Annotated in this window: 21 protein-coding genes; 10 read left to right on the forward strand and 11 right to left on the reverse strand. The window is 61.4% G+C overall.

Annotated elements, in window-relative coordinates:
- Positions 1–3 precede the first annotated feature (3 nt).
- The 5 genes from FHT70_RS02255 to FHT70_RS02275 all read right to left on the reverse strand — a co-directional run bounded on the left by FHT70_RS02255 (position 4) and on the right by FHT70_RS02275 (position 5,147).
- Positions 4–816 (reverse strand): ABC transporter permease, encoded by an 813-nt coding sequence (locus FHT70_RS02255; RefSeq protein ID WP_183698614.1) that lies wholly within the window; start codon positions 814–816, stop codon positions 4–6.
- On the reverse strand, positions 806–1,768 hold the full coding sequence (locus tag FHT70_RS02260) for an ABC transporter permease (protein ID WP_183698616.1): 963 nt from the start codon (positions 1,766–1,768) through the stop codon (positions 806–808). Before FHT70_RS02260 ends, FHT70_RS02255 begins: the two co-directional genes overlap by 11 nt.
- The gene (locus FHT70_RS02265; protein WP_183698618.1) at positions 1,765–2,751 is read right to left on the reverse strand and encodes an ABC transporter ATP-binding protein; all 987 of its coding nucleotides are present in this window, start codon (positions 2,749–2,751) and stop codon (positions 1,765–1,767) included. Before FHT70_RS02265 ends, FHT70_RS02260 begins: the two co-directional genes overlap by 4 nt.
- A gap of 208 nt (positions 2,752–2,959) precedes the next feature.
- Positions 2,960–4,120: an ABC transporter substrate-binding protein gene (locus FHT70_RS02270; RefSeq protein WP_183698620.1), complete on the reverse strand. Its 1,161-nt coding sequence runs from the start codon at positions 4,118–4,120 to the stop codon at positions 2,960–2,962.
- Positions 4,121–4,238: 118 nt separating this feature from the next.
- Entirely contained in the window at positions 4,239–5,147 is a 909-nt protein-coding gene (locus FHT70_RS02275; protein ID WP_097597185.1) for a LysR family transcriptional regulator, read from the reverse strand.
- Between the two features lie 179 nt (positions 5,148–5,326).
- Here FHT70_RS02275 and FHT70_RS02280 point away from each other — a divergent pair, with 179 nt between their 5' ends.
- A complete protein-coding gene (locus tag FHT70_RS02280) occupies positions 5,327–6,085 on the forward strand; it encodes a hypothetical protein (protein ID WP_183698622.1) in 759 nt (252 codons plus the stop codon).
- A gap of 64 nt (positions 6,086–6,149) precedes the next feature.
- Here the strand turns inward: FHT70_RS02280 and lysS are convergent, their stop codons facing one another.
- The 5 genes from lysS to FHT70_RS02305 all read right to left on the reverse strand — a co-directional run bounded on the left by lysS (position 6,150) and on the right by FHT70_RS02305 (position 11,859).
- Positions 6,150–7,646, reverse strand: a complete 1,497-nt coding sequence (lysS, locus tag FHT70_RS02285) for a lysine--tRNA ligase (protein ID WP_183698624.1) — start codon at positions 7,644–7,646, stop codon at positions 6,150–6,152.
- Positions 7,647–7,668: 22 nt separating this feature from the next.
- Positions 7,669–9,135 carry a glutamate--tRNA ligase gene (gene gltX, locus FHT70_RS02290; protein ID WP_085779528.1) on the reverse strand — a complete coding sequence of 489 codons (1,467 nt, stop codon included), beginning with the start codon at positions 9,133–9,135 and terminating at the stop codon, positions 7,669–7,671.
- A 243-nt stretch (positions 9,136–9,378) separates the two neighbouring features.
- Positions 9,379–10,128 carry a TerC family protein gene (locus tag FHT70_RS02295; RefSeq protein ID WP_097597189.1) on the reverse strand — a complete coding sequence of 250 codons (750 nt, stop codon included), beginning with the start codon at positions 10,126–10,128 and terminating at the stop codon, positions 9,379–9,381.
- 106 nt (positions 10,129–10,234) lie between these two features.
- On the reverse strand, positions 10,235–11,071 hold the full coding sequence (locus FHT70_RS02300; RefSeq protein ID WP_183698626.1) for an AraC family transcriptional regulator: 837 nt from the start codon (positions 11,069–11,071) through the stop codon (positions 10,235–10,237).
- A 107-nt stretch (positions 11,072–11,178) separates the two neighbouring features.
- Positions 11,179–11,859, reverse strand: coding sequence for a TetR/AcrR family transcriptional regulator (locus FHT70_RS02305; protein WP_183698628.1), 681 nt, complete (start codon positions 11,857–11,859; stop codon positions 11,179–11,181).
- Between the two features lie 151 nt (positions 11,860–12,010).
- Between FHT70_RS02305 and FHT70_RS02310 the strand changes: the two genes are divergently transcribed.
- The 5 genes from FHT70_RS02310 to xylA all read left to right on the forward strand — a co-directional run bounded on the left by FHT70_RS02310 (position 12,011) and on the right by xylA (position 19,081).
- Entirely contained in the window at positions 12,011–13,231 is a 1,221-nt protein-coding gene (locus tag FHT70_RS02310; protein WP_183698630.1) for an HlyD family secretion protein, read from the forward strand.
- 39 nt (positions 13,232–13,270) lie between these two features.
- Positions 13,271–14,872 carry a DHA2 family efflux MFS transporter permease subunit gene (locus FHT70_RS02315; protein ID WP_183698632.1) on the forward strand — a complete coding sequence of 534 codons (1,602 nt, stop codon included), beginning with the start codon at positions 13,271–13,273 and terminating at the stop codon, positions 14,870–14,872.
- 205 nt (positions 14,873–15,077) lie between these two features.
- Positions 15,078–16,100 carry a LacI family DNA-binding transcriptional regulator gene (locus FHT70_RS02320; protein WP_183698634.1) on the forward strand — a complete coding sequence of 341 codons (1,023 nt, stop codon included), beginning with the start codon at positions 15,078–15,080 and terminating at the stop codon, positions 16,098–16,100.
- Positions 16,101–16,120: 20 nt separating this feature from the next.
- A complete protein-coding gene (gene xylB, locus FHT70_RS02325) occupies positions 16,121–17,575 on the forward strand; it encodes a xylulokinase (RefSeq protein WP_183698636.1) in 1,455 nt (484 codons plus the stop codon).
- Positions 17,576–17,770: 195 nt separating this feature from the next.
- A complete protein-coding gene (xylA, locus tag FHT70_RS02330; protein WP_085779520.1) occupies positions 17,771–19,081 on the forward strand; it encodes a xylose isomerase in 1,311 nt (436 codons plus the stop codon).
- A gap of 61 nt (positions 19,082–19,142) precedes the next feature.
- Here xylA and FHT70_RS02335 read toward each other — a convergent pair whose 3' ends face one another.
- Positions 19,143–20,174, reverse strand: a complete 1,032-nt coding sequence (locus FHT70_RS02335; RefSeq protein ID WP_085779519.1) for a LacI family DNA-binding transcriptional regulator — start codon at positions 20,172–20,174, stop codon at positions 19,143–19,145.
- A gap of 256 nt (positions 20,175–20,430) precedes the next feature.
- Between FHT70_RS02335 and FHT70_RS02340 the strand changes: the two genes are divergently transcribed.
- From FHT70_RS02340 to FHT70_RS02355, 4 genes are all read left to right on the forward strand, one after another.
- Positions 20,431–21,957 carry a sugar ABC transporter ATP-binding protein gene (locus FHT70_RS02340; RefSeq protein WP_183698638.1) on the forward strand — a complete coding sequence of 509 codons (1,527 nt, stop codon included), beginning with the start codon at positions 20,431–20,433 and terminating at the stop codon, positions 21,955–21,957.
- 77 nt (positions 21,958–22,034) lie between these two features.
- A complete protein-coding gene (locus FHT70_RS02345) occupies positions 22,035–23,039 on the forward strand; it encodes an ABC transporter permease (RefSeq protein ID WP_085860497.1) in 1,005 nt (334 codons plus the stop codon).
- Positions 23,040–23,125: 86 nt separating this feature from the next.
- A complete protein-coding gene (locus tag FHT70_RS02350; protein WP_183698640.1) occupies positions 23,126–24,073 on the forward strand; it encodes a substrate-binding domain-containing protein in 948 nt (315 codons plus the stop codon).
- A gap of 248 nt (positions 24,074–24,321) precedes the next feature.
- Positions 24,322–25,374, forward strand: coding sequence for a sugar phosphate isomerase/epimerase (locus FHT70_RS02355; RefSeq protein ID WP_183698642.1), 1,053 nt, complete (start codon positions 24,322–24,324; stop codon positions 25,372–25,374).
- The last annotated feature ends 78 nt before the right edge of the window (positions 25,375–25,452 follow it).

Genomic DNA, 25,452 nt, shown 5'->3' on the forward strand with positions numbered 1-25,452 from the left:
CTGTTATTTGCCGGCACCGGCGATCTGGTCGCCGTCGCGGGTGAGGTAATAGGCTGCCAGGATCGGCAGGAAGGTGACGAGCACCACGACCATGGCGACCACATTGGTGACGGGGCGCTGGCGCGGGCGGATGAGTTCTTCGAGCATCCAGATCGGCAGCGTCGATTGCTGGCCGCCGGTGAAGGTGGTGACGATGACCTCATCGAAGGACAGGGCAAAAGCGAGCATGCCGCCGGCAAGCAGGGCGGTGCCGATATTCGGCAGGATGACATGGCGGAAGGTCTGGAAGCCGTCGGCGCCGAGATCCATCGAAGCTTCGATCAGCGAGCCGGAGGTGCGGCGGAAGCGGGCGACGGCGTTGTTGTAGACGACCACCACGCAGAAGGTGGCGTGGCCGAGCACGATGGTCCAGACCGAGAACGGGATGTCGAAGAGGCTGAAGGCGGAGCGCAGCGCAATGCCGGTGATGATGCCGGGAAGCGCGATCGGCAGGATGACCAGCAGCGAGATCGCCTCGCGGCCGAAGAACTTCGTCTGGCTGACGGCAGCGGCACAGAGCGTGCCGAGGATCAGCGCGATCGCGGTGGCGATGACGGCGACCTGCACGGAAAGGCCGAGCGCCGACCAGACGTCGGGCCGGTTCCAAGCAACGGCGAACCATTGCAGCGTCAACCCGGGTGGCGGCCACTGATAGCTCTTCTCCTCCGTCGTGAAGGCATAGACGAAGATCAGCAGGATCGGCAGGTGCAGGAAAAGCAGCCCGCCGGCGGCGGCGATCTTCAAGGGCAGCGGCGATGTCTTGAGATCAGAGCGCATCGAAGGCCCCCAGTCTTTTGGCGAGCGACAGATAAAGCGCCATGATGACGATCGGCACGACCGAGAAGGCAGCCGCCAGCGGCACGTTGCCAGCCGTCCCCTGCTGCGCATAGACGGCCTGGCCGATGAACAGCCTGGAAGAGCCGATGATCTGCGGGATGATGTAATCGCCGAGTGTCAGCGAAAAGGTAAAAATCGAACCGGCGACGATGCCGGGGAGTGCCAGGGGCAGCAGCACGGTGCGGAATGTCTGGCGCGGGGTGGCGCCGAGATCCGCCGAGGCCTCAATCAGGTTGCCGGGCACACGCTCGAGGGCCGCCTGAGTCGGCAAGATCATGTAGGGCAGCCAGATATAGACGAAGACGATGAAGGTGCCGAGGTAGCTGACCGAAAGCGAATTGCCGCCGACGACGGGCAGGTTCAGGACGCCGTCGAGAAGCCAGGAGAGATGGAGCTGTTCGAAGATCCACGTCAGGATGCCTTCTTTAGCGAGGATCAGCTTCCAGGCGTAGATCTTGACGAGATAACTCGACCAGAGCGGCAGCATGACGCCGAGATAAAACAGCACCTTCCATTTGCCCCGCGCATAACGGGCGGCGTAGTAGGCTATCGGGAAGGCGATGAGTGCGGAAGCGACGGTGACCAGCACCGCCATTACGACGGTGCGGATAATGATGTCGAAATTCGTCGGGCTCAGAAGCTGGGCGTAGGTCGACAGCGTGAATTCGTAGTTCACCAGTCCGGAAAAATCGTCGATCGAGAAGAAACTCTGCAGAAGCAGGGCGATGAGCGAGCCGATATAGATGATGCCGAGCCAGAGCAGGGGCGGTGTCAGCATCAGGAACAGCAAAAGCTTCGGGTGCCGCCAGAAGGCATCCGACAGCCGGCCGAAGACGCCACTGCGTCCCGGAAGGATCGATGTCTTGCCGTCGGAGATGATGAGTGCCGTCATGCAGCATCGTCCATGTAGTGGATGTCGGCGGGCTGCCAGGCAAGCCGGATGCCGGCGCCGATATCCGGCACAGGCATGCCTGCCGGAAGCGTGACATGCAGCCGGCTGCCCTGCAGGTCGACGCTGAGACGGGTGGCGGCGCCGAGGAAGCTCGCATGCTCGACCTTCGCCTCGATGCCGTCGCTTGCCAGCCGGATCGCCTCGGGGCGCAGGCTCGCCCAGCGTTTCTCGCCGCCGATCGCGGCCATCAGATCAGGCGCGATTACATTGGACGAGCCGACGAAATCGGCGACGAAACGGGTCTTCGGGCAGCGGTAGATATCCTGCGGCGTGCCGTGCTGGACGATATTGCCATTGTTGAAGACCGCGACGCGATCAGCCATGGACAGCGCCTCGCCCTGATCATGGGTGACGAAGACAAAGGTGATGCCGAGCGCGCGCTGCAGGCTCTTCAATTCCTCCTGCATCTGCTCCCGCAGCTTCAGGTCCAGCGCACCGAGCGGCTCATCGAGCAGCAGCACCTTCGGCTTGTTGACGAGGGCGCGGGCGAGCGCCACGCGCTGCCGCTGGCCGCCGGAGAGCTGGCCGGGGCGGCGGCCGCCATAACCCGGCAGTTTGACGAGCTCGAGGGCTTCTCCCGCTGCCTTCATCCGCTCCGCCTTGCCGACGCCCTTGACCATCAGCCCGTAGGCGACGTTGTCGAGGATGTTGAGATGCGGGAAGAGCGCGTAATCCTGGAATACGGTGTTGACGTTGCGTCGATAGGGCGGAACGCCGTCGGCCGTCTCGCCGAAGATCTGAATGTGGCCTGCTGTCGGCTGTTCGAAGCCGGCGATCAATCTAAGGCATGTCGTCTTGCCGGAACCCGACGGGCCGAGCATGGCGAAGAACTCGCCCGGCGCTATTTCGAGATCGACGCCGTCGACGGCGCGAACCTGGCCGAAATGGCGCGATACCTGTTGGAAGCGGACGGCTGGCGTCATGGAAGGCTCCGGGTCTTTCAATAGAGGGCGTCGGTCGCGGCTTAAAAGACCCCGCCCCAAACCCTCCCCACAAGGGGAGGGGCTTAATCTGCCGCACCCTCGCAAAGAACTCCGTGTTCAAGAGGAGCGAGGCGGTGCCACTTGTAGCCCCTCCCCTTGTGGGGAGGGGTTGGGGAGGGGTCTTCAACCACACAAGCCGACTTGGCTATTACCGCCCGCCAATCACGCCGATGTAATCCGACACCCAGCGGTGATAGGGCACGCATTCGCTCTGCGTTGCGCATTTGGCGACCGGTGTTTTCCAGAACTTGATCTTGTCGAAGTGATCGAAGCCGTTGGTGGCGCAGCCGGTTTCTCCCATCAGCTCGTTGCCCTTGCAGGCAGCGGGAACGGAGGGCACGGCGCCGAACCACGCGGCGGCGTCGCCCTGGACCTTGGCCTGCAGCGAATGTTCCATCCACATATAGGCGCAGTTCGGATGTTCGCTGTCGGCGTGCAGCATGGTCGTGTCGGCCCAGCCGGTGACGCCTTCATCCGGAAAGGTGGAGGCGATCTTCTGCTTGTCGGCCTGGAGCAGGTTGACCTGGAAGGGCCAGGAGCCGGAGGCGACGACGCCTTCGTTTTTGAAGTCGTCGATCTGGATCATCGCGTCGTGCCAGTAGCGTGAGACGAGCTTGCGCTGGCCGCGCAACAGGTCGAGGGCGGCCTTGTACTGGTCCTCGGTCAGTTCGTACGGGTCCTTGATGCCGAGATCGGGCTTATGGGCCATCAGATACATGGCCGCATCGGCGATATAGATCGCGCCGTCATAGGCCTGGACGCGGCCCTTGTTTGACTTGCCGTCCGGCAGGGTCTGCTCCTCGAAGACGACACCCCAGCTGGTCGGCGCCTTGTCCTTGAAGGCGTCGGTATTGTACATCAGGACGTTCGGCCCCCAGAGATAGGGCACGCCGTAATGCACGCCGCCGACCGTGTACCATGGGCCGTCCTGCAGGCGCTTGTCGACATTCTTGAAGCTCGGGATCAGATCGGTATTGATCGGCTGGACACGCTTGCCGGCGATGAGGCGAAGCGACGCGTCGCCGGATGCGGTGACGAGATCGAAGCCACCTTCGTTCATCAGCGACACCATCTCATCGGATGTGGCGGCAGTCTTGACTGAGACCTTGCAGCCGGTTTCCTTTTCGAAGCCGGTGACCCAGTCGTAATTCTTGTCGGTTTCGCCGCGTTCGATGTAGCCGGCCCAGGCGACGATGCTGACCGCGCCTTCGCCCTTACCCAAGGCCTTCAGCGGTTCGGCGGCGACCACCTGTGTCGCGAAGCTCAGGCAGGCGAGTGCTGCCGTGCAGGATTTCAAGAGATTCGTCATCTGCGTCTCCCGGTTTGGTGCCACTTCTGTGGCGATTTGTTCCCGGTTGAAAAGGTGACGCCAAAAGCCCGGTTTCGCAAATTCATTTATCAGAAAGGCGATATCGGAAATTCCGATATCAGCGAAGCCGGCCGGACCGCATGGTTTCGGCGATGCCGACGAAATCGCGCGCCGCCTGCGGCAGGCTCGAGCCCTTGCGCCAGACCATGCCCACCTGGACGACCGGCAGCGAGCCGGAGACGTCGCGGCTCTCGATGCGGTCGCCTTCGAGCGACCAGGGTCGGTAGACAAGATCGGGAAGCAGCGCCACGCCGGCGCCTGTGGCGACCAGGCTGCGCACCGCTTCCACCGAGCGGGTGCGGAAGGCGACGTGCGGGCGGGCGCCGAGTGCGGAGAGCAGTTTGCCGGTATTCTCCTCGATCTCGTCGACCGTCAGCATGATCAGCGGTTCGCGGGCGATATCGGCGACAGAGATGATATCGGCCGACACCAGCGGATGGCCCATCGGCAGCCAGAGGCGATAGGGCGAGGTTTCGAGGATTTCGGCCTGCAGCGCCATGCGGTCGCGCAGATTGGATATCACCATCACCGCCACGTCGAGTTCGCCGCCGACCAGCAGATGTTCGAGATAGCCGCCATTGTCCTCGATGGCGCTGACTTCGATGCCCGGGCAGGCGCGCCGGTATCGCGCCAGCAGATCGGAGAGAACGTAGCCGGCGACAAGCGAGGTGACGCCGATATTCAACGTGCCGGAGAGGGTGCTCTGCTGGCCGGAGAAGCTGGTCCGCGCATCGGAGACGGAGGCGAGAATCTTGGTCGCGTGACGGAGGAACTGATGTCCGTTGTGGGTAATCGTCAGGCCGCGCGGATGGCGCTCGAAGAGTTCGACGCCGAGATCGGTTTCGAGCTCCTTCAGCGCTTCCGTCACCGAGGATTGCGAGATCGAAAGGTTCTGCGCGGCTCGTGTCACCGAACCCTGTTCGGCGACGGCCACGAAATATTGGATCTGGCGAAGCGTGAAGGCCATGGGTGTTTAGAGCATGGCGGAATGTGCCGTGGCAAGCAGCCGAAAAATTCGGACCTTTTTTGGGATTTTCCTGAAATGGAGCGAGCACGGGGCGCCCACTTAAACTTTCCGAAACGTCATTTCCCTAGCATTCTCAGCACCTGTCCTGCGTTGGAGTTTGAGATGGCGGAGCAGTTGGCGTGAAGGCCTTACTGCGCATATTCCGGCCTTCCCGGAAATTGGCAATCATCATCGGCGGAGTCGCGCTTCTGGCGGGCATTTCCGGCGGCGCGGCGCTGTATGTCGGCAAGGACAGGCTGATCGGCGTCTCCGATGGCGGCGCACTCGAATGCAGCGACGTCAACCTTGTGACGATCAGAAAGCAGGATCATGTCTGGGTGCGGAAATACATAAAGACCGAACCGACCGACGGGATGACGCGGGTCAGGACCGCGCTCCGTGTCGCCCAGGCCGTCTATGCCGCGCAGAAACCGGACCTGGTACAGGTGGTGGTGCTTGATGAGAACGGCCCAACGCTGCGCGCCGATATTCGCGGCCGGGCGATAGGCGCCGATGTCGTCTTCATCCCGCATCCCGACAAGAACGTTCCCGGCCTCGACGACAAGCGCTATACGGCGCGCTACTACGACGGCAAGGCCAGCGAAAACGGATTGTTCTTCGGCGAGCGTATCGAACTGCCGGCCGATGAGATCGCCATGATCAGCGCTGGCTTCAAGGATCCGGAGGATTGCGTCGATCCGGTCGCCGTCGCCTCGACCAAGGGCGAGGCGACGGGCAAGAAGATTGAGGAGAAGGACAAGAAGGCCGAGGGCGGGGGACATGGCGCGGCACCGGCTGCCGAAAGCGAACCGGCGCCAGCTGCCGAGGGCGACGGCGCCGATGTAGTGGCCGAAGCGCCGGCCGAAGAGCCGTCGGCGGAAGCCGCCAAGACCCACTGAACAGGCATATGAAAAAGCGGAGCGCCGGCCGGCAGTCCGCTTTGATCAACCTGCCTCTTTCCTGTCAGTCGGCCTTGCTGCGGCGGGCCGGGAAGAGGATGACGTCGCGGATCGACGGCGCGTTGGTCAAAAGCATGATCAGACGGTCGACGCCGATGCCGAGGCCACCAGCCGGCGGCATGCCCTGGTCGATCGCATCCAGGAATTCGTCGTCCAGCTGCTTTTCCTTTTCGCCGCGGGCATGCGCCTGCTCGAGCTGCTCGACCATGCGGCGGCGCTGTTCCTCGGGATCGTTGAGTTCCGAGAAGGCGTTGCCGAGTTCCCAGGCGTTGCAATAGGTCTCGAAGCGTTCGACAAGCCGCGGCTCGCCCGGCACTTCCTTGGCGAAGGGCGAGATGTCCTTCGGGAAATGCGTGACGTGGGCCGGCTGGATCAGCGTCGCTTCCACCTTTTCCTCGAAGATGAAGGCGAGGCATTCGCCCCAGGTCCAGTCCTTCTCGACCGCAAAGCCGGCAGCCTTGGCGGCGGCGCGGGCTTCCTCGTCGGTCTTGATGGCGAGGAAATCGATGCCGGTTGCTTCCTTGACGGCATCCGGCATCGGCACACGTTTGAACGGGCCCTTGAAGGAGAGGCGCTTGTCGACGAAGTCGAATTCCGTCGTGCCATGAATGGAGAGCGCCAGGGTCTCGAACAGCCGCTCGACGAGGTCCATCATGTCCTCGTAATCGGCATAGGCCCAGTAGCACTCCATCATGGTGAATTCGGGATTGTGGCGGGTGGAGACGCCTTCGTTGCGGAAGTTCCGGTTGATCTCGAAGACCTTGTCGGTGAGGCCAGAGACCAGCGTACGCTTCAGGAACAGTTCCGGCGCGATGCGCAGATACATGTCGAGCTTCAGCGTGTTGTGATGCGTCTTGAACGGCTCGGCGGTGGCGCCGCCATAGACGGAATGCAGCATCGGTGTCTCGACTTCCATGAAGCCGTCATTCTCCATGAAACGGCGGATTCCGGAGACGATCTTCGAGCGCTGCTGGAAGCGCAGCTTCGAATCCTCGTTGGTCATGATGTCGAGATGGCGCTTGCGATAACGCAGCTCGATATCGGAGAGACCGTGCCACTTCTCGGGCATCGGCAGCAGCGACTTCGTCAGCATTTCGATTTTCTGCGCGTTGATCGTCAGCTCGCCGCGCTTGGTGCGGCGCACGATGCCGGTGACACCGATGATGTCGCCGATATCGATCATCGGCAGCAGCGCGCGGGCCTCTTCCGGCGTCGTGTCCTTGTGGCTGAAGATCTGGATCTTGCCGGAGGCGTCATGGATATCCATGAACATGCCGGAATTGCGCGAGGAATAGACGCGGCCGGCGACGGTGACGACATCCTGCGTCTCGACGTCGGGTTCCAGAGATTCATACTTGGCGCCAAGCTCGGCATTGGTCAGCGTCCGGTGAAAATGCGCCGGATAGACATCGCCGATCTGCGCGCGCAGCAGCTTGAGCTTCTGGGCGCGCACCTCGGTCGCGTCGGAGGAAAGGGTGTTTTCGGTCTTGTTGTCAGCCACTGTCGAAATCCTCTGACTTTTCTTATTTCGAGCCGACGAGGGCGGCGACCGCCTGTGCTGCGAGCTTCAGGCGCTGGCGCACGACGGAGCGGCCGAGCAGCGCCATGGAATCGAAGAGCGGCAGCGAACGCGACGAGCCGGAGACGGCGACGAAGAGCGGTGCCACCACGACCTTCAGCTTTTTGCCCATGCGGTCGGCGACGGCGCGCAGCTCCGCCTCGATCGTCTCGACATTCCATTCCAGGATCTTTTCGAGATCGGGCTGGACGGTGTTGAGGATCTCTAGGATCTCTTCCGGCGGCGATTTGATCTTGGCGAAATCGGACGGCTGCAGGCTAAGATCGGATTTCAGCAGGAAGCCTGCTAGATCGGGCAGTTCACCGAGCTTGGAAATGCGCGTCTGCGACAGGCGCAGGCCGGCCTTCAGGCGATCGTTCTCCATCGCCCAGGTCAGTACACGCGCCTGGAATTCCTCCTCGGAGAGCTTCTCGCGGATCCAGCGGCCGTTCAGCCAGTCGAGCTTCTGAATGTCGAAGATCGCGCCTGCTTTGGAGAGATTGTCCGGATCGAACTTTTCGGACAGTTCTTCCATCGTCAGAAGCTCTTCGCCTTCGGCGATCTGGATGAAGAACAAGCCGAGGAAGTTCATCAGCGCCTCGGGGATATAACCGAGCGCGGAATAATAGGAGATCGAGGTTGGGTTCTTGCGCTTCGACAGCTTCGACTTGTCGGCGTTGCGCATCAACGACAGATGCATGAAGACCGGCTGCTCCCAGCCGAAATAGCGATAGAGCAGGATGTGCTTCGGCACCGACGCCAGCCATTCCTCGCCGCGCGCCACATGGGTGATCTTCATCAGATGATCGTCGATAACATTGGCCATGTGATAGGTCGGCATGCCGTCGGCCTTGATGAGGACCTGCATGTCGACGGAATCCCACGGAATGGAGACGTCGCCGTAGACGCCGTCGGTAAAGTCGCACGAGCCTTCGGCCGGGATCTTCATGCGGATGACGGTGCTTTCGCCGGCCGCCATGCGCGAGGTGACTTCTTCGGCCGTGAGGTTCAGGCAGAGACCGTCGTATTTCGGCGGCTTGCCGTCGGCGCGCTGCGCCTCGCGCATCTGCTCCAGCCGCGCAGGCGTGCAGAAACAGCGGAAGGCATGGCCATTGTCCAGCAGCTCCTGTGCATAGGGCTGGTACATCGGCTTGCGGTCGGACTGGCGATAAGGGCCGTAGGGACCGCCGATATCGGGGCCTTCCTTCCATTCCAGCCCGCACCATTTCAGCGCGTCCAGCACCTTGGTCTCGAATTCCGGGGTCGAGCGCGTCGCATCGGTATCTTCGATGCGCAGGATGAACTCGCCACCGTGCTTCTTGGCAAAGAGGTAGTTGAAGAGAGCGATATAAGCGGTGCCGACATGCGGCTCGCCGGTCGGCGAGGGAGCGATGCGGACGCGGACGCCGGAAGCTGTCCCGGAATTTGTCATTGTATGTGCCCGTCAATGAATGCCGGACTGCTTTCACGGGAAAGCGACGTTCGGCCGGAAGGATGCAGATATCTTCATCGGCAAACCGGCCGAAAAAGGGCATTCGCCCGCACCATTCGCCGATCGTCCGTTCGGCTGGCCTTAGGCCATATTCAACCGGGCGCGTCAAGAAAAACCGCGTCCGCAACGGCTTGCGGACGCTGAGAAGGTGCGCCGGTTGCGGCGCACGCTCCCGTATCTGCCTCAGTGCGCGCCTTCGCGTTTCCGCTTGCGGGCGTTGCGTGCGAACATGTTCAGCACCTCGACCAGCGCCGAGAAGGCCATGGCGGCGTAGACGTAGCCCTTCGGCACGTGGAAGCCCATGCCTTCGGCGATCAGCGTCGTGCCGATCATCAGCAAGAAGGCGAGCGCCAGCATGACGATCGTCGGATTTCTTTCGATGAAGTTGGCGAGCGGGGTCGCGGCAACCAGCATGACGGTCACAGCGGCGATGACGGCGATCACCATAATCGGCAGATGTGGCGTCATGCCGACGGCGGTGATGATGCTGTCGACGGAGAAGACCAGGTCGAGCAGCAGGATCTGACCGATCGCCGATGCAAAGCCTGTCGTTGCCGACGTGGCGATGAAATCTTCCTGATGGTCTACGGGGTCGACGCTGTGGTGAATTTCCTTGGTGGCTTTCCAGACGAGGAACAGGCCGCCGGCGATCAGGATCAGGTCCTTCCATGAGAAGCCGTGGCCGAAGGCTTCAAACAGCGGTTCGGTCAGTTGCACGATCCAGGCAACGGTGCCGAGCAACGCCAGACGCATGACGAGGGCAAGGCCGATGCCGATCCGGCGAGCTCTCTCGCGGTGCTCAGGAGGCAGTTTGTTGGTCAGAATGGAAATGAAGATCAGGTTGTCGATCCCGAGAACGACTTCCATCACCACCAGTGTGATGAGCGCCACCCAGGCGGCCGGGTCCTGAATGAGCGTCATGATATCCTGCATCAGCGTATATCCTCTTTGGCGTCACATGATGGAACGAGCGCGCAATGTAATGGCGCCTGCCGTCCGGACAAGCGCCACAAGCGGGTATACGAAACTGATATGATCTTTATTCCCTTACAGGCAGCCAGATTTCGGTGACGCCCATGCCGGTATAAGGATCGAAGCGCTCGTCGTAACGTTCGAACATGTCAGGTGTTTCGCCATGTTCCAGGCCTGAGCTTGGCCACCATGTGCCGAAAATCCGGTTCATGGTCAGGGAAATGCCGGAGACATGGCCGCGATGGGTGAAGACGGCGTAGCGCTGTCCCGGAAGCTTGAGCGTCGTAAACTCCGCGGGCAAGTCGCCGGCGTCGGAAATCTCGGCTGCGGCCATGTAGCGGAATTTCTCCTCCTCGCCGATATGTCTGCAGATGCCATAGGCGACATTGCCTTTCTGGCCTGGAATATGCCCGAAATGGGTATTGAACTTTTGCCAAAGCGACGGGATGGCGGCATTGTCGCCATAAGGGTAGGTCTCCTGCAGGCCGGCAAAGAGCATTGGTTGAAGAGTCTCGAAACGGGGTGGTTCGAGGTCGTTGAGGTGGTCGGTATCCATTCGGATCGGCTCCAATAAAACAAGGTTATGGGCGTGTCCCTGTCTGCGCACAGCATCCGGCGTCATGCCGAACTGCTCGCGGAAGGCACGGGTGAAAGCTTCGTGCGAGCCGTAGCCCGCGCAAAGCGCAACCTCGAGAATGGTGGATGAGCCGGTGACCAATGCGGGCACGGCGCGGCTGAGGCGCCGTCCTCTCATGTAGCTGCTGATCGAGTGGCCGGTGACGAGCCCGAAGACGCGCGACAGATGGTAGCGCGACAATCCGGCTGCGTCCGATATCTCTTCCAGCGATATATCGCTTTCGAAATGGCTCTCTATGAACCAGATCGCCCGTGCGATGGCATTCATCTTCATTCCCCTGGTTGCGGCTCCTTCATTAGAGAAAAGCCGGCAGCCGGGTTTGATCGTCCTTGCGGAGTTTTGGCCGAAGGGGAGCGGCAGTCAAGAATGCGGGATTAAGCAGTCTCGTGCCGGCGCGCGCCGTAGGCTGCCATGAAGACCTTGATCGCACCGCGGATGACGCGGTCGATTTCCTCACGAGTCGGCGGTTCTTCCATGCTGCCGAACAGGCGGAGCTTGAAGAAGCTGCCGCTGGCAAGATCGAGAAACTGGCCGGCGGCAAGATCAATGTCGTCGATCTCGAGCCGGCCTTCGGCGACATGCTGTTCCAAAAAATCGCGCATGATCGTGCGCAGGTTTACCGGGCCCTTGAAAAAGCGTTGACAGAGTACCGGCATGCGGTCGCGAACGCCGAGAACGGTGCGCATCGCGCTGATGACCTTCTCATCGGTCATGTGGGTGACGAAGCTTATCCCGAATTCGTACAGGCCGGATTCGGGGTCATCATGCTCGGCAAGGGCCGTGCGCACGGCCGCCACGAAGGCGGCGCGCTCGGTCTCGATCATCGCCGAAAACAGCTCTTCCTTGTTGGTGAAATAGACGTAGAGCGTTCCCTTGGACACGCCAGCTTCGCGCGTTACGTCGTTCATGCTTGCGGCGTCGAAGCCCATCTTCATGAAGACGCGCTTGGCGCCGGCGAGAATCTGCTGGCGCTTGGCCGGATCTTCGCCCGCGGCAAATCGGCCTCCGGGAGCGGGAGGACTGAATACGGCGGTATCGTCGGGTTTAAGCGTCATATCTTCTTAACCGTGTTCACGGTTTCGCATTTTCCTTAAAGAAATCGAACCGATTGGTTCTATACATCTTGATATGACGATAAAACAGGTTTATGTCAACTGAACCGAACCGTTCAGTTCGATTATTTACTCCAAGATCGGTAAAGTGGCCATGTCGAGCAACCAGAAGAGCAACGTCGCGCGTATTGTCAGCGAAAACGCCGAGGCCGAAGAGGCAAAGGCCGATGTCGCGGTCGTCGCAGACGCTCCAAAGGCGGAAGCCCGCGATACGCCGCCAGCGCCAGCCCAGTCGGCGCCGGCCCAGGCTCCGGTTGCTCCTCCCGCTGCCGCGAAAAAGCGCCGTAGCCCGGTGCTTCCGATTGTCGTGCTCGCCCTTCTGGCAGGCGGCGGCTGGTATGGATACGAATGGTGGACGAACGGCCGGTTCATGGTGTCGACCGACGACGCCTATATCGAAGGTGATATCGCGACCATCTCGCCGAAGGTTACCGGCTATGTCGCGAAGGTGAATGTTGTTGCCAACCAGGAAGTCAAGGCAGGCGACGTTCTCGCCACCCTTGATAACGGCGACTACCAGAATGCCCTCGATCAGGCGAATGCCCAGATCGCAACCGAGCAGCTTTCGCTGAGCCGTATCGATGCGCAGATCGAAGGCGCCAAGGCGAGCCTCGTGCAGGCTCAGGCGCAGAAGACTGCCCTCGAAGCCACGGTTCGCGGCGCGGAAATCAAGCAGAAGCGCCAGAGCGACCTGCAGGCAAAGTCGGTCGGCACCACCGCAGATCTTGATGATGCCAATACCGCACTCGATCAGGCCAAGGCCAATCTCGCAGGTGGCGATGCCAATATCGTGGCTGCGCAGGCCAATATTGCCATCCTCGAAGCGCAGCGCAAGGAGGCCGAAGGTTCGGTCCGTTCGCTGGAAATCTCCCGAGACAAGGCCGCCCGCGATCTCTCCTTCACCGTGCTCAAGGCGCCTTATGACGGCATCGTCGGCAACCGCTCTGTCCAGGAAGGCGATCTCGTCTCGCCCGGCCAGCGCCTGATGGCGCTCGTTCCGGTGCGCCAGCTTTATATCGACGCCAATTTCAAGGAAACGCAGATCCAGCATCTCGTTCCGGGCTCGAAGGTCAAGGTCCATGTCGATGCCTATGACGATCATCCGATCGTCGGCACCGTCGAATCGATTTCGCCGGCCTCCGGTTCGGTCTTTTCGCTGCTGCCGCCGGAAAACGCTACCGGCAACTTCACCAAGGTGATCCAGCGCGTGCCGGTTCGCATTGCGCTGCCGCAAGATGCTCTCGACAGTGGGCGTCTGCGCGCGGGCCTCAGCGTCGTCGTAAACGTCGATACCCGCACGGCGCCGAACAAGTAGCTCTCAGAGCAATTCCAGAAAAAGGAAGGCGGAGGTCCGATGGCCGGGAGCGCGACAGCAACAGCGGGAACAATTCCGGCAGCGCCCGCCCACGCCGGAGATCGCATGGATCCGAGGAAACTCATCGCCTTTTTCGCGATGGTGCTCGGCATGTTCATGTCGATCCTTGACATCCAGATCGTCTCTGCGTCGCTTGCCGAAATCCAGGCCGGCCTGTCGGCCGGTTCCGACGAGATCGGCTGGGTGCAGACGGCCTATCTGATCGCGGAAGTTATCATGATCCCGCTGTCGGGCACGTTGGCGCGCATCATCTCGACGCGCTACCTCTTCGCCATCTCGGCCGCCGGCTTCACCATGGCGAGCGCGCTTGCCGCGACGGCGACGAATATCGACCAGATGATCGTCTACCGCGCCATCCAGGGCTTCATCGGCGGCGGCATGATCCCGTCGGTCTTCGCGGCCGCCTTCACCATCTTCCCGCCGTCGAAGCGCAGCATCGTCTCGCCGATCATCGGCCTGATCGCGACGCTGGCGCCGACCATCGGCCCGACCGTCGGCGGCTATCTCAGCCACGCCTTCTCCTGGCACTGGCTGTTCCTCGTCAATATCGTTCCGGGCATCATCGTCACGCTGGTTACCTGGAACTTCATCGACTTCGACAAGCCGGAACTGTCGCTCTTCAAGAAGTTCGACTGGTGGGGGCTGATCTCGATGGGCGTCTTCCTCGGTGCGCTGGAATATGTGCTCGAAGAGGGCAACTCGAACGATTGGTTCAACGACAATTCCATCGCGCTGGCTGCCGTCGCCTCCGGTGCCGCGGCCATTGTCTTCTTCTATCGCGCCTTCACGGTGGAGTTTCCCGTCGTCGACCTGAAGGCCTTTGCCAACCGGAATTTCTCCTTCGGCTCGGTGTTTTCCTTCGTCATGGGCATCGGCCTCTACGGCCTTACCTATATCTACCCCGTCTATCTCGGGCGAATCCGCGGCTATGACTCCCTGATGATCGGCGAGACGATGTTCGTCTCCGGGCTTGCGATGTTTTTCACGGCACCGATCGCCGGGCGGCTGTCGACCAAGATGGACCTGCGCCTGATGATGGTGATCGGTTTCATCAGCTTCGCCGCCGGCACATACATCATGATCCACCTGACGGCGGACTGGGATTTCTACGAACTCTTCATTCCGCAGATCCTGCGCGGTTTCGGACTGATGATGTGCATGGTGCCGATCAACAACATCGCGCTCGGCACGATGCCGCCCTCGCGCATCCGCGGTGCGTCCGGCCTGTTCAACCTGACCAGAAATCTTGGCGGCGCCGTCGGCCTCGCTGTCATCAACACCGTGCTCACCAACCGGCAGGATGTGCACTACGAGCGATTGCGGGAGAATATGGACTGGGGCAATTCGGCGGCGATCGACCAGATGAACAACATGGCCGCCAATTTTACCAGTTACGGCATGGACGGCACTTCGGTCGCGATCAAGCAGATGGTTGGCCTCGCCACTAAGCAGGCGGTCATCCTTTCCTTCAGCGATGTGTTCCTGATCCTGACCGCACTGTTCGTTGCGATGATCCTGGGTGTCGCCATGATCAAGAAACCCGCGCCGCAAGGCGGCGGAGGAGGTGGCGGCGGCCACTGACCTCCGGCCCCGTCCCTCGAAAAGGCCCTCTCCGGAGGGCCTTTTTGTTGCGGTTTTCCAGCCTCTGTGTCATCGAGTGGGCGATTGCTCATCGAATTGATGCCAGCGGCCGGCAAGACCGGAAAAATGATGCGGAAATCGCCCCGCTGGTTTTTTTGATTTACGTACATCAAATTTGGCGCTAATGGTCTCGTCAGGAGGAACGATGAGGCCAACTGTTCACGATATCGCCGCTGCGGCGGGCGTCAGTCTCGCGACTGTCGACCGGGTCCTCAATCAGCGTCCTGGCGTGCGCCACGTCACGCGGGAGAAGGTCGAGACCGCAATCCGCGAACTCGGTTATATAAGGGACGTCGCCGCCGCCAATCTCGCCAAGGGTCGCACCTATCCGCTGGTCTTCATCCTGCCGGCCAGCGACAATTCCTTCATGCACGGGCTCAATGCCGAAATCCGGCAGGCGATCCTCCGCTCGCCTGCTGAACGCACCGATATTCGTACCATCGAGGTGCCTGCCTTCGATCCAGCCGCTCTCGTCGCCGTGCTCGAAGGGCTTTCCCGCGAAAAGCCTTGCGGCATCGCAATGGTTGCGACCGATGCGCCTGAAGTGCGTGCCGTCGTCGACAGGCTGGTGCATGCGGGCTTTCCCATCGTCACGCTGGTGTCCGATCTTACCGGATCGCTGCGCCATCACTATGCCGGTGTCGACAATATTGCGGCTGGCCGCACGGCGGCCCGTCTGCTCGGCCGGTTCCTAGGGCCGCGAAAGGGCAAGATCGCCGTGCTCGCCGGCTCCATGCTGGTGCGCGACCATCGCGAGCGGCTGGAAGGGTTCACTTCGGTCATGGGAGAGGAGTTTCCCGATCTTGCGATCCTTCCGGTTCTGGAGGGCCGTGACGATCCGGAGATCGCCCATATGCTCGTCGCGGAGGCACTTGGGAATGCCGACATTATCGGCGTCTATAGCCTCGGCGCCGGCAATCGCGGCCTCATCCGTGCACTGAAGGAGAAGGCCGTCGACCGGACGCTGACGGTCATCGCCCACGAGCTGACCGCCCACACGCGGGCGGCGCTTATCGACAACACGATCGATGCGATACTCAATCAGAATGCCGGTCACGAGGTGCGCAGCGCCATCCGGGTGTTGAAGGCCAAGGCGGACGGGCTCGCCGTCATCGAAGCGCAGGAGCGCATCCGGCTCGACATATTCCTGAAGGACAATCTGCCGTAACGGCAAAGGGAGAATGCCACATGTATCTCGGTCTCGATCTCGGAACCTCCGGCGTCAAGGCGATGCTGATCGACGGCGACCAGAAGATCGTCGGTTCGGCCAACGGCGCGCTCGAAGTCTCGCGCCCGCATTCCGGCTGGTCGGAACAGGAACCGGCTCACTGGGTGCGCGCGACCGAGGAGGCCGTCGCCGGGCTCAAGGCGAAACATCCAAAGGAGTTTGCCGCAGTCAAGGGCATCGGTCTTTCCGGGCAGATGCACGGCGCGACCCTGCTCGATGCTTCCGACAATGTGCTACGCCCCTGCATCCTCTGGAACGACACGCGCAGCCATGTCGAAGCGGCGGCACTCGATGCCGATCCGCGCTTCCGTGCGCTGACCGGCAACATCGTCTTCCCCGGCTTCACTGCGCCGAAACTCGCATGGGTTCAGAAGCATGAGTCCGAGGTCTTCGCCAAGATTGCCAAGGTGCTGCTGCCGAAGGATTATTTACGCCTTTGGCTGACCGGCGAATATATCTCCGAAATGTCGGATTCGGCGGGCACCTCCTGGCTCGATACAGGAAAGCGCGGCTGGTCGTCCGAACTGCTTGCTGCCACCAACCTTTCCAAGGAGCAGATGCCGGCGCTCGTCGAAGGCACCGATCAGGCCGGCAGACTAAGGTCCGAACTCGCGGCGCAATGGGGCATATCGGGCACCGTCGTCGTCGCCGGCGGCGCAGGCGACAATGCGGCTTCGGCCTGTGGCATGGGTACGGTCAGCGACGGCGCGGCCTTCGTCTCGCTCGGCACCTCGGGCGTGCTTTTTGCGGCCAACGGCTCCTATCTGCCGAAGCCGGAAAGCGCCGTGCATGCCTTCTGCCACGCGCTGCCCAACACCTGGCACCAGATGGGAGTCATCCTGTCGGCCACGGATGCCCTCAACTGGCACTCCGGTGTGACCGGCAAATCCGCTGCCGAACTCACAGGCGAACTTGGCGAGAGGGTGAAGGCGCCTTCCGGCGTCACCTTCCTACCCTATCTCTCCGGCGAGCGTACGCCGCACAATGACGCCGTGATCCGCGGCGCATTCTTCGGGCTGGAGCATGAAAGCAGCCGCGTCGTGCTCACCCAGGCCGTGCTAGAAGGGGTGGCCTTCGCCATCCGCGACAATCTCGAAGCTTTGCGCTCTGCCGGCACCAACATTTCCCGCGTTACGGCAATCGGCGGCGGCTCGCGCTCCCGTTATTGGCTGGGTTCGATCGCCACTGCGCTCGGCGTTCCTGTCGACCTGCCGACTGACGGCGATTTCGGCGCGGCCTTCGGCGCCGCTCGTCTCGGTCTGATCGCGGCGACGGGTGCGGATCCGATCGCCGTCTGCACGCCGCCAATGACGGCAGGCACGATTGAACCGGTCGCGGCGCTGAAGGGCGCTTATGAGGATGCTTACAAGCGTTACCGGGCGCTCTATCCGGCGATCAAGTCGCTGGCGCATTGAGAGTTTGAGCCAGCGGCCCCCTCACCCTACCCTCTCCCCGAGGGGAGAGGGCGGCGCCCGCAGCGACGGCTTTGAAAGAGCTGCAACGTTGCGGCAAGTCTCTTCTCCCCCTGGGGAGAAGGTGCCGGCAGGCGGATGAGGGGGCTGGATGGCACGAACGATAAGACTGAACGACGAACCCAAGGAGACCCCAACATGAGCACCGGATTTTTCGGCGATATCCAGAAGATCAGATATGAGGGCCCGGACAGCACCAATCCGCTGGCCTTCCGCTATTACCAGCCGGACGAGATCGTCCTCGGCAAGCGCATGGAAGACCATCTGCGTTTTGCGGTAGCCTACTGGCACACCTTCACCTGGCCGGGCGGCGACCCCTTCGGCGGCCAGACCTTCCTGCGCCCGTGGTTCGAAGACTCGATGAAGGCGGCCAAGCTGAAGGCCGACGTCGCTTTCGAATTCTTCTCGCTGCTCGGTGCGCCCTACTACTGCTTCCATGACGCTGACGTGCGCCCGGAAGGCAAGAATTTTGCCGAGAACACCAGGAACCTCAACGAGATCGTCGATTATTTCGCCGAAAAGCAGGCGGCCACCGGCACCAAGCTGCTCTGGGGCACGGCGAACCTGTTCTCCAACCGTCGCTATATGTCGGGTGCGGCGACCAATCCTGATCCCGATGTCTTCGCTTTCGCAGCCGCGACGGTCAAGACCTGCATCGACGCTACGCAGAAGCTCGGCGGCGAGAACTACGTGCTCTGGGGCGGCCGCGAAGGCTACGAGACGCTGCTCAACACCGACCTCAAGCGCGAGCTCGACCAGCTCGGCCGCTTCCTCAACCTCGTTGTCGAATACAAGCACAAGATCGGCTTCAAGGGCACGATCCTGATCGAACCGAAGCCACAGGAGCCGACCAAGCACCAGTATGATTACGACGTCGCGACCGTCTACGGCTTCCTCAAGAAGCACGGTCTCGAAAACGAGGTGAAGCTCAATATCGAGCAGGGCCATGCGATCCTCGCCGGCCACTCCTTCGAGCATGAGCTGGCGCTCGCCAATGCGCTCGGCATCTTTGGCTCGATCGACATGAACCGCAACGACTACCAGTCCGGCTGGGATACGGACCAGTTCCCGAACAATGTTCCGGAAATGGCGCTTGCCTATTACCACGTTCTGGCAGGCGGTGGCTTCAAAACCGGCGGCACCAACTTCGACGCGAAGCTGCGTCGCCAGTCGCTCGACCCGGCAGACCTCTTGATCGGCCATATCGGCGGCATGGATTGCTGCGCCCGCGGTCTCAAGGCGGCTGCCAAGATGATCGAGGACAAGGCTCTCTCGCAGCCGCTCGCCGATCGTTACGCCGGCTGGGAATCGGCCGAGGCGCAGAAGCTCTTCCGCGGCGAGTATTCGCTCGAGGAGATCACCAACTGGGTCGAGACCAAGGATGTCAATCCGCAGCCGAGATCCGGCAAGCAGGAACTGCTCGAGAATATCGTCAACCGTTACGTTTGATGATGGACGCCGGCGGCCATCGGTCGCCGGCGCTTTTTGTGGTCGGCTATTCGATCTCCGTTCAGCGCTTCAACCAGTTGCGTGAGGGCGCGGAGACGGAGTTTCTCACCACGAGATCCGGCCTCAGCAGGATTTCCGTCTCGGCCGGCCGGCCATCGGACAAAAGCTCCAGCAGCAGCGCCATCGCCTGCTTGCCGATCGCCGTCCTCGGCTGGCGGATCGTCGTCAGCGACGGGGATATGAAGACGGCCTGCGGCACATCGTCGAAGCCCGTTACCGAGAAATCCCGCGGTATATCATAGCCGCGTGCGCCGAGCCCGATCATGACGCCGATCGCCGTCTGGTCGTTCACGCACATGAAGGCTGTGGGAAGCGTGTCGCGCATGAAAAGCTGTTCGACCGCATGCCGTCCGCTTTCGATCGTGCCGTCGCCTTCGAGCACGATCCTCAAGTCGGGCGGGACGCCAGCAGCGTCGAGACCGGCATCATAACCCATGCGGCGCCTGGTATAGGCGAGCCGGGTGCGGGAATCGCCGATGAAGGCGATCTTGCGATGCCCTTCGGCCAGCAGCAGGTCGACAGCTTTCCGAGCGCCCTCGGTATCGTCAACGCCAACATAGGGAATACCGCCGTTGAAGACCGGTTCGAAAACCCCGACGCTCGGCGGCAGCCGCGCCGTCATGGTCTGATGACCGAAGGGCAGGATGCCGGTGAAGAGGATGAGCCCGGCCGCCTGGTTCGAGTTGAAGAATTTCAGATATTCCAGGCCGCGCTGGGCATCGTTCTGGGTGTGGCCGATCAGGACGCCGTAGCCGTGGGCCCGGGCCTCGTTCTCCAGTCCGACGAGAATATTTGAAAAATTGGGATCGCCGATATCGGGCGCCACCACGAGGATCATGTTGGAGCGGCCGAGTCTGAGGCTCCGGGCCATGGCATTGGTCGTATAACCGGTGATGGCGATCGCCTGATTGACCTTGAGCCGCGTCGAGTTGGCGACTTTTTCCGGCGTGTGGATCGCCCGCGAGACCGTCGCGATGGAGACCTCGGCGATCCGGGCGACATCTTCGATTGTTGCGGGCGTGGAATTCGACACTGGGCTCTGCCTTAAGGCTGTCTTCGCCGCGACACTACACAGACTTGTCGAGAGGTCAAAGGCAAGCGTCAACTGATCTGTGTTAATCCACGATGTAAACCTTTACATCGTCGATGTAAAGGTTTACATAAGGCCCGAAGCGGATGGGAGCCGCATGCGCGTGCCTGTTTGAGGCCTAAGGCGGTTTTCAGACGGAAAATGTGCGCTAGTTCAAAATGGAGCGTTGCCGGGGTGCCGCGCTCTAGGGGAGGGCATAATGACCGTGGAGATCGCCGACACCGCACCCGTGGTGCTGTCCGCCAGGCGCATATGCAAATCCTTCAGCGGCGTGCAGGTCCTCTTCAGCGTCAACTTCGATCTCCGCGCCGGTGAAATCCATGCGCTCATGGGCGAAAACGGCGCCGGCAAATCCACGCTTGTCAAGGTGCTGTCGGGTTTCGAGCAGCCGAGTTCGGGCGAGATCCTGCTCGACGGCAAGCCTGTGGTGCTGCCGCCCAATGGCGCTGCGGAAGCGCTCGGCATCGTCATTATTCACCAGGAATTCAACCTCGCCGACCATTTGACCGTGACGGAAAGTCTTTTCCTCGGTCGCGAAGTCACGCGTCTCGGCGTGCTCGACCGCAAATATATGCGCGCCGAGACCCGCAAGGTTCTCGACGTGCTCGGTTCGCATGTCGATGAGAATGCCTTGATCAGCACGCTTTCCATCGCCGACAAGCAAATGGTCGAGATCGCCAAGGCGATCAGCCGCGATGCGCGCGTCGTCTTCATGGATGAGCCGACCGCCGTGTTGTCGCGGGAAGAGACCAATATGCTTTTCAAGCAGGTCCGCAAGCTCCGCGACCAGGGTACGAGCTTCGTCTTCGTGTCCCACAAGCTCGACGAGGTAATGGAGCTGACCGATCGGGTGACGGTGCTGCGCGACGGCCAATGGATCAAGACGTCGCCGACCTCAATCCTGGACGGGGAATCGATCGCGCAGCTGATGGTCGGCCGCGAACTTTCCAGCCTCTATCCGGCCAAGGTCGAGCCTGATGTCGACGAGGAGATCGTCCTCAGCGTCGCTTCGGTGTCGACCGGTTATGTCAGGGATGCGAGCTTCGAAGTGCGCAAGGGCGAGATCATCGGTTTTTCCGGCCTGATCGGCTCCGGCCGCACCGAACTGATGGAGGCGATTGCCGGACTGCGGCCCCGCCTCGAGGGCGAGGTGGTCATCAAGGGGCAAGCGGTCCCCTCCGGCGATGTGCACGCGGCCAATCGCTGCGGTCTTGCCTATATGACTAAGGACCGCAAGTCGAAGGGTCTGCTGTTGCGCTCCGGCATGGCGACCAATCTGACGCTGCAATCGCTCGGAAGACATTCGCGCCACGGCTATCTCAGCCCGAGCAGCGAGGCGGCCGCACTGTCAAAAGCCAAGCGCCGCTTCGACATCAGGGTTCGCGACACTAATATCGTCGCCGGCCGAATGTCGGGCGGAAACCAGCAGAAGCTGCTGCTCGCCAAGGTCATGGAGACCGATCCCGACATCATCGTCATCGACGAACCGACGCGCGGCATCGATGTCGGCACCAAGCAGCAGATCTATCATTTCATTTCGGCGCTCGCCCGCGACGGCCGGTCAATCATCGTCGTTTCGTCGGAAATGCCCGAAGTCATCGGGCTCTGCACAAGAGTGGCCGTCATGCGCGAAGGACGGATTGTCGGCGTGCTCGAGGGCGACGAGATTTCCGAGCAGGAGATCATGCGTTACGCCGCCGGGCTCAAAAAGAAGGTGGCTGCGTGAGGCCGGAGCGAGACTTCGCCGACGCGGACAATAGATAGGATGCCCAGACGAACTGGGACGGGAGGTTGGTTTTGGACATGAGCATTAACGAGGAGACCAGGGCGATCCGGCGCAGGTCCTGGCGTGACGTTGATCTGCGCGCGGTTGCACCGTTTGCCGCCTTGGCCTTGCTCCTGATTGTCGGCGCACTGGTCAACCCAAATTTCATCGGCATCACCAATCTTGCCAACGTCGCGACACGCTGCGCTTTCATCGCCATCATCGCGGTCGGCGCCACCTTCGTGATCTCGGCCGGAGATCTCGACCTTTCCGTCGGCTCGATGGTCGCCTTCGTTGCCAGCCTGATGATCCTGCTGATCAATTCGGGCGTCATTGCCGATCCGGTGCTGATGCTGACGGCCGCCGTGGTCTTTACGGTGATTGCCGGGGCTCTTTGCGGCCTCGCAAACGGCCTCATCACCACCGTCGGCAAGATCGAGCCTTTCATCGCCACACTCGGCACAATGGGCATTTATCGCGGCTTGACCACCTGGCTGTCGCAGGGCGGCGCGATCACCTTGCGCTCGAGTGAAATCCAGACGCTCTACCGTCCGGCCTATTTCGGCAATATTCTCGGTATTCCCGTGCCGATCGTAGTGATCCTCGTCGTCACCGCGATTGCAGCCTTCATCCTCTATCGCACCCGTTACGGCCGCCATGTCGTGGCTGTCGGTTCGAACAGCGACGTCGCGCGCTATTCGGGCATAGCGGTCAACCGCGTGCGCACCATTGCCTTCGTCATCCAGGGCCTCTGTGTGGCGATTGCCGTGCTGCTCTATGTGCCGCGTCTCGGATCCACCTCGGCAACGACCGGCATCCTGTGGGAGTTGCAGGCCATCACCGCCGTCGTCGTCGGCGGCACGGCGCTCAAGGGTGGCGCCGGCCGGGTCTGGGGGACCATCTGCGGCGCCTTCATTCTCGAACTCGTCGGCAACATCATGCTGCTGTCGAACTTCATCAGCGAGTATCTCATCGGCGCGATCCAGGGTGCAATCATCATCATCGCCATGCTGGTGCAGCGGTCGCTGGTTCGCAAATCCTAAGACAAAGAACTTCTCGGATTGGCCGGGCTTGACAGGGCACCCGGCTCGGATTGGACAAGTCCCTGATATTTTTGGGAGGAAATAGCATGCGCAAGCTCATGTTGGGTCTGGCGGTTGCGGGGGTGGCTTTTGCCGGCGCAGCCTACGCCCAGGACAAGAACTACACGATCGGTGTGTCCATTCCGGCCGCCGATCACGGCTGGACCTCCGGCGTCGTGTTCCATGCCGAGCGTATTGCCAAGAAGCTGATGTCGGAACATCCGGGCCTGAACGTCATCGTCAAGACCTCGCCGGATGCCGCCACGCAGGCAAACGCCGTGCAGGACCTCGATACGCAAGGCATCGATGCGCTCGTCATCCTGCCGTCGGATCCGGATCCGCTCGTCAACGCCATCAAGGAGGTCAAGGACAAGGGCAAGTTCGTAGCACTTGTCGACCGCGCGCCGTCGAATAACGACAATTCCGTGCGTGATCTTTACGTCGCCGGCAACAACCCTGCCCTCGGTGAAGTCGCCGGCAAATATATCGCCGAAAAGACGCCGGAAGCCGAAGTCGTCGTCATCCGCGGTCTGCCGATCCCGATCGACCAGCAGCGCCAGGACGGCTTCGACAAGGGTATCGCCGGCTCCAAGGTCAAGGTTCTCGACCGCCAGTACGGTAACTGGAACCGCGACGACGCCTTCAAGGTGATGCAGGACTACCTGACGAAGTACCCGAAGATCGACGTCGTCTGGTGCCAGGACGACGATATGGCCGTTGGCGTTCTGCAGGCGATCGAGCAGGCCAAACGCACCGACATTCAATATGTCGTCGCCGGCGCCGGCTCCAAGGACATGGTCAAGAAGGTCATGGACGGCGACAAGCTGATCCCGGTCGACGTTCTCTATCCCCCGGCAATGGTCGGCACGGCAATGGAGTTGACGGCGGCGGCACTCTACGACCAGGTCCCGGTTCACGGCAACTACATCCTCGACGCGACGCTCGTCACCAAGGAGAATGCCAAGAACTTCTACTTCCCGGATTCTCCGTTCTGATCACTTGATCAGGCAGGTGCGCCCATTCGCAAGGATGGGCGCATTTTTATGCCCTCACCTGGCGGACGGCGAAAATGCTGCACGTACCTCTTGCCCGCCACAGCCCATCATGATTAGGTCGCAGCCATACCGCATCTGGCCTCGCGCCAATCCGGCGGCAAGTGCGAGGAGGCACCTTGCTCCCGCCGAAATGCGTGCTACAAGTTCTTCAGAAACGTTTACGGTCGATATTCAGGGAGGAATCTGACATGAAGACGATCAAGGGTCCCGGCCTTTTCCTTGGCCAGTTCGCGGGCGATACCGCGCCTTTCAATTCCTGGGACGCGATTACCAAATGGGCGGCCGACATCGGTTACAAGGGCGTTCAGGTTCCGACCTGGGCGAGCCAGCTGATCGATCTGAAAAAGGCAGCAACCTCCAAGGATTATTGCGACGAGTTCGCCGGCAAGGCCCGCGAAAACGGCATCGAAATCACTGAGCTCTCGACCCATCTGCAAGGCCAACTGGTTGCCGTTCATCCCGCCTATGACGAAGCATTCGACGGCTTTGCGGCCCCCGAGGTGCGCGGCAATCCGAAAGCCCGCCAGGAATGGGCGGTCGAGCAGGTCAAGATGGCGCTGACGGCATCGAAAAACCTCGGCCTCAAGGCGCATGCGACCTTCTCCGGCGCGCTCGCCTGGCCCTTCATCTATCCCTGGCCGCAGCGTCCCGCCGGTCTGGTGGAGACGGCCTTCGACGAGCTTGCCCGCCGCTGGACGCCGATTCTCAACCATGCCGATGAGAACGGGATCGACGTCTGCTACGAGATCCATCCGGGCGAGGACCTGCATGACGGCATCACCTTCGAGATGTTCCTGGAGCGGGTGAAGAACCATCCGCGGGCCAACATGCTCTACGATCCCTCGCACTACATCCTGCAATGCCTCGACTATCTCGAGAACATCGACATCTACAAGGACCGCATCAAGATGTTCCACGTCAAGGATGCGGAGTTCAATCCGACCGGGCGCCAGGGCGTCTATGGCGGTTACCAAGGCTGGGTGGAACGCGCCGGCCGCTTCCGCTCGCTCGGCGACGGTCAGGTCGATTTCGGTGCGGTATTCTCGAAGATGACGGCCAATAATTTCGACGGCTGGGCTGTGGTCGAATGGGAGTGTGCGCTGAAACATCCGGAGGACGGCGCCCGGGAGGGGGCCGAATTCGTGGCCGCACATATCATCCGCGTCACGGAAAAGGCCTTCGACGATTTCGCGGCCGGCGGCACGGACCAGGCGGCCAATCGGCGGATGCTCGGGCTTTAAAAAAGACGTGCCGTGAGGCTGCCCCTAACCCTCTCCCGTTCTGACGGGGAGAGGGGACTTGCCGCACCGGCCGTCGAG

The sequence above is a fragment of the Rhizobium sp. BK049 genome, from assembly GCF_014193135.1.
Classification (GTDB): Bacteria; Pseudomonadota; Alphaproteobacteria; order Rhizobiales; family Rhizobiaceae; genus Rhizobium.

Bases quoted from the DNA above. Each gene is read 5' to 3' on its own strand.
- FHT70_RS02255 (WP_183698614.1), bottom strand. From the start codon at position 816: ATGCGCTCTGATCTCAAGACATCGCCGCTGCCCTTGAAGATCGCCGCC.
- FHT70_RS02260 (WP_183698616.1), bottom strand. From the start codon at position 1,768: ATGACGGCACTCATCATCTCCGACGGCAAGACATCGATCCTTCCGGGA.
- FHT70_RS02265 (WP_183698618.1), bottom strand. From the start codon at position 2,751: ATGACGCCAGCCGTCCGCTTCCAACAGGTATCGCGCCATTTCGGCCAG.
- FHT70_RS02270 (WP_183698620.1), bottom strand. From the start codon at position 4,120: ATGACGAATCTCTTGAAATCCTGCACGGCAGCACTCGCCTGCCTGAGC.
- FHT70_RS02275 (WP_097597185.1), bottom strand. From the start codon at position 5,147: ATGGCCTTCACGCTTCGCCAGATCCAATATTTCGTGGCCGTCGCCGAA.
- gltX (WP_085779528.1), bottom strand. From the start codon at position 9,135: ATGACAAATTCCGGGACAGCTTCCGGCGTCCGCGTCCGCATCGCTCCC.
- FHT70_RS02295 (WP_097597189.1), bottom strand. From the start codon at position 10,128: ATGCAGGATATCATGACGCTCATTCAGGACCCGGCCGCCTGGGTGGCG.
- FHT70_RS02300 (WP_183698626.1), bottom strand. From the start codon at position 11,071: ATGAATGCCATCGCACGGGCGATCTGGTTCATAGAGAGCCATTTCGAA.
- FHT70_RS02305 (WP_183698628.1), bottom strand. From the start codon at position 11,859: ATGACGCTTAAACCCGACGATACCGCCGTATTCAGTCCTCCCGCTCCC.
- FHT70_RS02310 (WP_183698630.1), top strand. From the start codon at position 12,011: ATGTCGAGCAACCAGAAGAGCAACGTCGCGCGTATTGTCAGCGAAAAC.
- FHT70_RS02315 (WP_183698632.1), top strand. From the start codon at position 13,271: ATGGCCGGGAGCGCGACAGCAACAGCGGGAACAATTCCGGCAGCGCCC.
- FHT70_RS02320 (WP_183698634.1), top strand. From the start codon at position 15,078: ATGAGGCCAACTGTTCACGATATCGCCGCTGCGGCGGGCGTCAGTCTC.
- xylB (WP_183698636.1), top strand. From the start codon at position 16,121: ATGTATCTCGGTCTCGATCTCGGAACCTCCGGCGTCAAGGCGATGCTG.
- xylA (WP_085779520.1), top strand. From the start codon at position 17,771: ATGAGCACCGGATTTTTCGGCGATATCCAGAAGATCAGATATGAGGGC.
- FHT70_RS02340 (WP_183698638.1), top strand. From the start codon at position 20,431: ATGACCGTGGAGATCGCCGACACCGCACCCGTGGTGCTGTCCGCCAGG.
- FHT70_RS02345 (WP_085860497.1), top strand. From the start codon at position 22,035: ATGAGCATTAACGAGGAGACCAGGGCGATCCGGCGCAGGTCCTGGCGT.
- FHT70_RS02350 (WP_183698640.1), top strand. From the start codon at position 23,126: ATGCGCAAGCTCATGTTGGGTCTGGCGGTTGCGGGGGTGGCTTTTGCC.
- FHT70_RS02355 (WP_183698642.1), top strand. From the start codon at position 24,322: ATGAAGACGATCAAGGGTCCCGGCCTTTTCCTTGGCCAGTTCGCGGGC.